Source organism: Roseovarius sp. MMSF_3298 (assembly GCF_030733705.1).
Classification (GTDB): Bacteria; Pseudomonadota; Alphaproteobacteria; order Rhodobacterales; family Rhodobacteraceae; genus Roseovarius; species Roseovarius confluentis.
The window spans coordinates 77452-85670 of the sequence record NZ_JASHIN010000019.1 but is presented as its reverse complement, the minus strand read 5'-3'; the positions used below and the strand labels follow the sequence as shown (position 1 = coordinate 85670).

Sequence of the window (8219 nt, the reverse complement as noted above, 5' to 3'; positions counted from 1 at the left end):
CCCCAGACGGCGCCCCCCAGCCCGAACACCGTCACGCCCGAGGCCGTGACGACAAAGGTGATCACCGCCGCCTCGCGATAGTCCGCATCGCCCAGCGCGGCAGCCGTCGAATTGGCAAACACGCTCAACAGCGCCACACCGGCCACGCTGGCCATCACCATTGGCGGCGCCAGCCCCGCAAACGCCGTGATGACCCCGGCAAACACCCCGAGCACGCAGTAAAAGATCCCCGCCATCACCGCCGACCAATAGCGCATCCCGGCATCCGGGTGGCTGTCCTCGTCCGCGCACATCGCCGCCGTGATCGCCGCGAGGCAGGTCTGCGGCGCGCCGCCCGGGGCCGACAGCACGCTGAAGCCGCCGACCACGCTCAACAGCGGCCCCGGCTCCGGCGCATACCCATGCGCCCGCATCACTGCCAGCCCCGGCACGTTCTGCGTCGCCATCGTCACCACGTAAAGGGGCAGGCCAATCCCCACCACGGCGGCCAGCGAGAACTCCGGCATCACGAAGACCGGCGCCGTCACCCAGCCCCGGGCATCGAATGCGCCAAGATCGCCATAGGCCAGCACCGTGATCCCCGCCGCCACGACCGCCCCCGGCACCGCCAACAGCTTGTTGATCCGGCCCAGCACGAACCACGCCGCCAGGATCGGGCCAATCACCACCGGCGTCTCGGCCACCGCCAGAACCGGCCTGATCACCAGCGGCAAAAGCACCCCGCCCAGCATCGCCTGCGCCAGCGGTGCCGGTATCGCCGCCGCCAGCCGTCCAAGGGGTCGCCAAAGGCCCGAAATCACCGTCAAGGCCCCCGCCACCAGGAACCCGGCCACCGCACCGGCGAAGCCGGCCTCCACGGGCGCTGTCACCGCCAACAGCGCCGCCCCCGGCGTCGACCACGCGACCGAGGCGGGCATCTTCGTCCACAGGCTCAGCACGATCCCCGCCAGCCCCATCGCCAGCGCCGCCGCCATCAGGCCCGACGCGGCCTGCGCGTCGCTCGCCCCCACGGCGGCCAGCCCTTGCAACACGATGGGAAAGGAACTGAAAAACCCGACCATGGCCACCACGAACCCGGTCGAAATTGTCTGCATGGGCGGCATCACGTCTCTCCTTCGGCCAAACCCAACCGGATCGGTCCCTTGGCCGCAACCGGATCGACCGCCACGCCTTTCTGTGTCGCCACCAGCGGCAGCCCTGCCGCCACCTCGCGCACACGCGGCATCAAATCCCGCCAATCTTCGGACAACGCCCGCGCCGCCTCGGACGGGCAAAAGGTCCTGCCCGCCCCCCGCGCCCGCGCCAGCCGCATCAGCCCATCGGAAATCTCGTCATCCGTCATGTCGTAGGGTGGGGTTTCACCCCACCGTCACCCCAACGCCGCATCACACCGCGCACAGGTCCCCGGATGCTTGTGCGTGCCCACGTCCGGCAGGATCTTCCAGCACCGCTGGCACTTCTCGCCCGCCGCACGCTCGAAGACCACGGTCACACCGTCCACCTCGGGCAGCCGGTACGCCTCCGCCGGGCTGGGATCGTCGGTCAGCCGGATATCGGACGTGATGCAGATATCGTCGAAATTGACCGATTTCAGCACCTCCAGCGCCTCGGCATCGCGCACATGCACCACCGGCGCAGCTTCCAGGCTCGCCCCGATCACCTTGTCGGTCCGCTGCACCTCCAGCGCCGCAGTCACCACGCGCCGCGCCTGCCGCACCGTGGCCCATTTCGCCGCCAGCGGCTCGTTCAGCCATTCCTTCGGCGTCTCCGGGATATCCGTCAGATGCACCGAGCTGTCGTCCCCCGGGAACCGCTCCAGCCAGACCTCTTCCATGGTGAACACCAGCACGGGCGCAAGCCACGTGGTCAGGCGATGGAACAGGATATCCATCACCGTCCGCGCCGCCCGCCGCCGGGGCGTGTCGCCATCGCAATACAGCGCATCCTTGCGGATATCGAAGTAGAACGCGGAGAGCTCCACCGTGGCGAAGTTGAACAGCGCCTGGAACACCCCCTGGAAATCATAGGCGGCATACCCCGTGCGCACCCGGTGATCCAGTTCCGCCAGCCGGTGCAGCACCCAGCGCTCCAGCTCCGGCATATCCTCCGGCTCAACCCGGTCGTCCTCGCTGAAATGGCTCAGCGCCCCCAGCAGGAACCGCATCGTGTTGCGCAGCCGGCGATAGCCGTCGGCGGTCCCTTTCAGGATCTCCGGCCCGATCCGCTGATCGTTGGTGTAATCCGTCTGCGCCACCCAAAGCCGCAGGATATCCGCGCCATACTGCTTGACCACTTCCTCGGGCACGATCGTATTGCCGAGCGACTTGGACATCTTGTTGCCCTTCTCGTCCAGCGTGAACCCGTGGGTCAGCACGCCCCGGTACGGCGCATGCCCCGTGGTGCCGCAGGATTGCAGCATCGAGGAATGGAACCACCCCCGGTGCTGGTCCGTGCCTTCCAGGTACAGATCCGCCATCCCGTCCTCGGACCCGTCCTCGCGGTCGCGCAGAACGAACGCATGGGTCGAGCCACTGTCAAACCAGACGTCGAGAATGTCGTCGACCTTCTCCCACTCGTTCGGGTCATAGTCGTTCCCCAGGAACCGCTCCTTGGCACCATCCTTGTACCACGCATCCGCGCCTTCGGCCTCGAACGCCTCAAGGATCCGCGCATTGACCTTTTCATCCCGCAGCAGAAAGCCCTCATCCGTGGGCATCGCCCCCGTCTTGACGAAACAGGTCAGCGGCACGCCCCACGCCCTCTGCCGCGACAGAACCCAGTCCGGCCGCGATTCCATCATGGAATACAGACGGTTGCGCCCGGTCTTCGGCGTCCACTGCACCTTGTCGATCTCGGTCAGCGCCCGCTGGCGGATCGTGGTGCCGCTCTCGTCCTGCCCGTCGCCGACCTCGCGATCGATCGCGGCGAACCACTGCGGCGTGTTGCGATAGATCACCGGCGCTTTCGAGCGCCAGCTATGGGGATAGCTGTGCTTGATCTTGCCCCGCGCCAGCAATCCGCCGACCTCGACCAGCTTGTCGATGATCGTCTTGTTGGCGTTGCCCTCCTTGCCCTTGCGATCAAGGATATAGGTGCCGCCAAAGAATGGCAGGTCGGCGCGGAAACCGCCATCGTCCATCACGTTATAGGTGATGACCTGGTCCAGCATCCCGAGGCCACGATAAAGCTCGTATTCCTCCATCCCGTGGGACGGCGCGCAATGCACGAACCCGGTGCCTTCCTCGTCGGTCACGAAATCGGCCGCCCGGAAATCGCGCAGGTCGTCCCACTCGCCGTTCGACCCTTCCGCGCCATGCAGCGGGTGCTTGAGGCTCAGGCCAGCCAACTCGTCGGCGCTCACGTCCCGCACACGGCTCCATTGGTCGTCATTCAGCCGCGCCCGGCCCATCACATCTCCGGCCAGCTTGTCTGCCAGGAGGAACCTGTCGCCCACATTGGCCCAGCACTCGTCCGGCGTGCCCGTGACCTCGTAAAGGCCATAGGCGATGTCCTCGCCGTAAACGACCGCCTTGTTCGACGGCATGGTCCAGGGCGTGGTGGTCCAGATGACCACGTAGGCGCCCTCAAGTTCCGACCGTCGGGCGTCCTGAGCCTCAAGCCGTTCGTCCACTTCCGCAAGGTTCTGCGCAAGTTGCTTGTGGACTTCGAGATACGTAGATTTCTCCACCTCGAACTTAACCCAGACGGTAAAGCTCTCCTTGTCGTGGTACTCCACCTCCGCCTCGGCCAGCGCAGTCTTTTCCACCGGCGACCACATCACCGGCTTCGAGCCCTGGTACAGCGTCCCGTTCATCAGGAACTTCTGGAATTCCTCCGCGATGATCCGCTCTGCGCGGAAATCCATCGTCAGATAGGGCTTCTCCCACTTGCCGGTCACGCCCAGCCGCTTGAACTCGTCGCGCTGGATGTCGATCCAGCCTTCCGCGAACTTGCGGCACTCGGCGCGGAAATCGACGATATCCACCGCGTCCTTGTTCTGGCCCTTCTTGCGGTACTGCTCCTCGATCTTCCACTCGATCGGCAGGCCATGACAGTCCCAGCCGGGGATGTACCGCGCATCGCGCCCCATCATCTGCTGGCTGCGAACAACCATGTCCTTCAGGATCTTATTCAGCGCGTGGCCGATATGCAGGTGCCCGTTGGCATAGGGCGGTCCGTCATGCAGCGTAAACGGCTGCCGCGTCTCGGCTGTCGCCTTCTCGCGCAGGCGGTCATAGACCTTCAGTCCGTTCCACCGTTCCAGCCACTCGGGCTCGCGCTTGGGCAGGCCCGCGCGCATCGGGAAATCGGTCTGGGGCAGGTTCAGCGTGTCTTTGTAATCGGGTGTGTCAGAACACATCTGTGACGTCCTTTGTCACTGGCATTTCAATCTCTGGGTGGGGGCGGCGCGGTGGTCCATACGCCTTTTCCCGGCGGCTCGTCTGTTTCAGAGCGCCGGGCATGTAATTCGAATGATGATCGCAAAGCGGGTCATGATGGGGGGCGTTATAGGTGCGCGCGTTCCAAGGAGCAAGCCGTAGAACCCGGGCTCACCGCCAGCGCCCAAGACTTTTCAGAAAAGTCTTGGCAAAAGCCTTCTCAAGGCTTTTGCAACGCCCGCCCTGTTAACGCGCCTGATCGCGAAATTTTGCACCGTCGGCGCACCACCCGGATACCGACGCAATACCGACGTTCCGATTTCCCACGATCCGACGGCGTTAACCATGTTTCCCGAATCGCGTTTCCCATTGCATCCGGCCCATCCAACGGCCAGATTCGAGGCCATGACACCGGCCCTGCCCCCCCGTTTCGACATCACCCGCGCCGAGATCGAGCGCGTCGTGGCAGCCTTCTATGCATCCTGCCGCGCGCATCCCGGGCTGGCGCCGGTCTTTGCCGCGCATGTCACCGACTGGCCCGCGCACGAGGCCCGCGTCAGCGATTTCTGGGCCAACACGATCCTGCACGAGCGGTGTTACGTGGGCAATGCCATGCAGGCCCATGTGCAGGCGGGCAATGTCAAACCGGGCATGTTCTCGATGTGGCTCGACCTCTTCGACAGCACCCTTAAGTCCGAGCTTCCCCCGGCCAAGGCCGCCGCCTGGTCCGCCCTTGCCCATCGCATCGGCCAGACCCTGCGCGCGGGCGTCGTGAACCGCGAGACGCATCCCGGCGGCGTGCCGAAACTGGGCAACCCGTTCTGACGCACGCAAGGGCGACCGGACGTTAAGGTTTTGCTGTCAGATTGGACAAGGTCGCGAGGTCAATCCGGACCTCCGGCAGAAATACCGACACACCGGCCGAAATTCGTTGGTCGTTTACGCTTTGTTAACCCCGCCAAAGAGACCGGTCAGCGCGCGCTGCACCATCCGCGTCACCGAGGGGCGCTTGCCCGCCCGGAACGGCAAGGGCCGACACACTTCCATCGCCGCCACGCCCACCCGCGCGGTCAGCGCGCCATTGACGATCCCCTCGCCGAACCGGCGGGAAACCTTGGACAAAAGGCTCCCCCCGGCGACCGAGCCAATCAGGTCGTCACCCACCGCCACGGCCCCCGTGGCGACCAGATGCGTCATCACCGCCCGCGCCAGCCGCCAGCTGCCCAGCGTACCCGACCGACCGCCATAGATCTCCGCGATGCGGCGGATCATCCGCAGGTTCGACGTCAGCGCCGCGATCACGTCGGCAAAGGCCAGCGGCACCACCGCCGTCACCGTCGCCACCTGCCGTGCGGCCGCCTCGATCTCCTTCGCCGCGGCCCGGTCCAGCGGCGCCAGCAGCTCGGTTTCCGCCAGCCCCAGCAGGCTGCCCGCATCCATCTGCTCGGGGCCATAGTCCCGCAAACGATCCCGCCCCCAGCTCGTATCCTCGCACCCCGCATAAAGCTGCGTCAGATCCTGCACCACACCCCGCGCCTGTTTCAGGTCCGCCCCCGCCAAAGCCGCATCCGCTGCCCGGTGCAGCTTGTCGATCCGCGCCAGCCGGGAAAACGCCGCCATCTCGCGGATGACAATGATCAGGCAAACAAGGGCAAACGCCGCGATCAACGCGGTGACGGCGTAACCCAACACCACGTTGCGGGCCAGCAGCGCCATCACGAAATCCCACGCGGCAAAGGAAATCACCGCCCCCAGGATCGACAGCAGCAACCCCCAGAACCACCGCGCCAGGCGCGACGGTTTCTTCGCCGCCAACGTCGCCACGGTCTGCATCGCCCTGCCCTCTGGGTGCCCCTCCACCACGGGATCCGGCACCGGCGGCGCCGTGTCCGGGCGGGGGCTGTCATCGCCCTCTTCGATGTCGATCAGAACCGGTCGCTTGCTCATGAGTCTACCCTGGGCTCCACCCTGCGTTCCGGCGGCCAGACCATCAGGATCTCGGGCCGCCCCTCGTCATTTTCCGCACCGTCAGCACGTGTCTTTTCGGCAAAGCCATGCCGGTAATAGAACCGCCGTCCTCCGGTGTTTTCCTCGGCAACCCAGAGGTTTAGCCGATCCCGCTCTCGCTTGGCATCCTGCAACAACAGGCGGCCCACCCCTTGGCCCTGCGCCCTTGGGTGCACGTAAAGCGCGTGCAGTTCGGGCCCGGTGCAAAGGATGAAACCGGCCAGTCGCGTATCGTCACACACCGCCCGGACACAGCCGCGCCGAGTCATCCGGACCATGATTTTCAGGTCATCCCACCAATGCCCGCTTCGATGCTGCCACAAGACGCCCAAAAGGCCCGGCACATGCTTCAGACGTGCGTCAAAAGGGGTCATAACCGATCCCCGATCAGAAACTGCGCCGCCCGATCCAGCCGGATATGCGGCGGCCCCTCCCCGCGCTTCAGCGTCAAACGCGCGGGGGCGAAATTCATCACCTCGTACTCGGCGTCCAGCCACGCCTCGGCCCCGTCCCGTGCAGGCCCCAGCAGGTGCGCCGGGTCCTCCGGCAACGCCCCGGGATAGAACGCCGCCTGCTTGCCGCGCCCGCCCTCTGGCCCCATCAGCGTGCCGCGCACACAGTCCAGGGTTTGCCCGCCATGCTCACGCGTTTCCTCGGTCGTGGCCCTTAACGCGGCAATCGCCATCCCCGCCGTCTCGGCCCCGGCGAAATCCGCCCGGTTTCGCGCATCCCGCATCAGCGCCTCGATGATGCCGGTCAGACGTCCATGCTGCGTATGGTGCAAATGGTCCGCCTTGGTGGCCGCGAACAGGATTTTCTCCACCCGCTGCCCGATCAGAAGCCTGGACAGAAAGGCGTTCCGTCCCGGCCGGAACGCCCCGAGGATATCGGCCATCGCCCGGCGCATGTCCTCGACCGCCTGCGGGCCGTTGTGAATCGCGCCCAGCGCATCGACCAGAACGACCTGCCGGTCGATCCTCGAGAAGTGATCGCGGAAGAAGGGTTTGACGACCTTGGATTTATACGCCTCGAACCGCCGCTCCATCTCGCGCCACAGCGACCGGCGCGGCGGGCTGTCGGGCGCAGGCAGTGGCGCGAATGTCAGCACCGGAGAGCCGGCCAGATCCCCCGGCAGAAGGAACCGCCCCGGCGTGCAATCCGACAACCCCGCCGCGCGCGCCGCGTTCAGGTACGCGGTGAACGCCTCGGCCAGCGACTGCGCCACGGGCTCCTCCAGCTTGGCCGTGGCATCCACCTCGCGGGCCTTTGCCAGAAAATCCTGCGCCTGCTCACGCGGCGCCAACCGGCCCAACGTTTCCGCGGACCATTCGGCATAGCTCTTGTCCATCAGGCCCAAGTCCAACAGCCATTCGCCGGGGTAATCCACGATGTCCAGATGCACGGTCCGCGGCCCCTGCAACCCCGCCAGCAACCCCGACGGGCGCACCCTCAGCGACAGGCGCAGCTCCGAAACCGAACGCGTGCTGTCGGGCCAATGCGGCGTCTCGGCGGTCAGCGCCCCAAGGTGTTTTTCATACTCGAACCGCGGCAGCGTATCGTCTGGCTGCGGCTGCAAGTAGGCGGCCGAAATGCGCCCCTCGGCGGCGGCCACCAGCCCCGGCATCCGCCCGCGATCCATCAGGTTGGCGACCAGTGATGTGATGAACACCGTCTTGCCCGCGCGGCTCAGCCCCGTGACACCCAGCCGGATCACCGGCTCCATGAACGCGCCCGACAGCGTGTCGCCCACGCGCTCCACGCCGCGTGTCAGCCCATCTGCGATATCCGAAAGCACCAAACTGCCCCTTCTCTTTGCCCTCAAGATAGGCCGCG

At 66.0% G+C, this 8219-nt stretch carries 7 protein-coding genes; 1 reads left to right on the top strand and 6 read right to left on the bottom strand.

Annotated elements, in window-relative coordinates; genetic code table 11:
* From RBB18_RS16430 to ileS, 3 genes are all read right to left on the bottom strand, one after another.
* Nucleotides 1-1103 (bottom strand): benzoate/H(+) symporter BenE family transporter (locus RBB18_RS16430; RefSeq protein WP_306121259.1); only part of this gene is annotated, 1103 nt, incomplete at its 3' end.
* A complete protein-coding gene (locus RBB18_RS16425) occupies nucleotides 1103-1342 on the bottom strand; it encodes a DUF3253 domain-containing protein (RefSeq protein WP_103763387.1) in 240 nt (79 codons plus the stop codon). The genes RBB18_RS16430 and RBB18_RS16425, both read right to left, overlap by 1 nt.
* Before the next feature lie 27 nt (nucleotides 1343-1369).
* The gene (gene ileS / locus RBB18_RS16420; protein ID WP_306111321.1) at nucleotides 1370-4360 is read right to left on the bottom strand and encodes an isoleucine--tRNA ligase; all 2991 of its coding nucleotides are present in this window, start codon (nucleotides 4358-4360) and stop codon (nucleotides 1370-1372) included.
* A 424-nt stretch (nucleotides 4361-4784) separates the two neighbouring features.
* Between ileS and RBB18_RS16415 the strand changes: the two genes are divergently transcribed.
* Nucleotides 4785-5204, top strand: coding sequence for a group III truncated hemoglobin (locus RBB18_RS16415; protein ID WP_306111322.1), 420 nt, complete (start codon nucleotides 4785-4787; stop codon nucleotides 5202-5204).
* A 114-nt stretch (nucleotides 5205-5318) separates the two neighbouring features.
* On the opposite strand, the gene RBB18_RS16410 is transcribed toward RBB18_RS16415, so the two are convergent.
* Genes RBB18_RS16410 through RBB18_RS16400 form a run of 3 tightly spaced genes read right to left on the bottom strand, consistent with a single transcriptional unit; the run spans nucleotide 5319 to nucleotide 8184 of the window.
* Nucleotides 5319-6326, bottom strand: coding sequence for a YcjF family protein (locus RBB18_RS16410; protein WP_306111323.1), 1008 nt, complete (start codon nucleotides 6324-6326; stop codon nucleotides 5319-5321).
* Nucleotides 6323-6760: a GNAT family N-acetyltransferase gene (locus RBB18_RS16405; protein ID WP_103763384.1), complete on the bottom strand. Its 438-nt coding sequence runs from the start codon at nucleotides 6758-6760 to the stop codon at nucleotides 6323-6325. The genes RBB18_RS16410 and RBB18_RS16405 overlap by 4 nt, the downstream gene beginning before the upstream one ends.
* The gene (locus tag RBB18_RS16400) at nucleotides 6757-8184 is read right to left on the bottom strand and encodes a YcjX family protein (protein WP_306111324.1); all 1428 of its coding nucleotides are present in this window, start codon (nucleotides 8182-8184) and stop codon (nucleotides 6757-6759) included. The genes RBB18_RS16405 and RBB18_RS16400 overlap by 4 nt, the downstream gene beginning before the upstream one ends.
* Nucleotides 8185-8219: the final 35 nt, after the last annotated feature.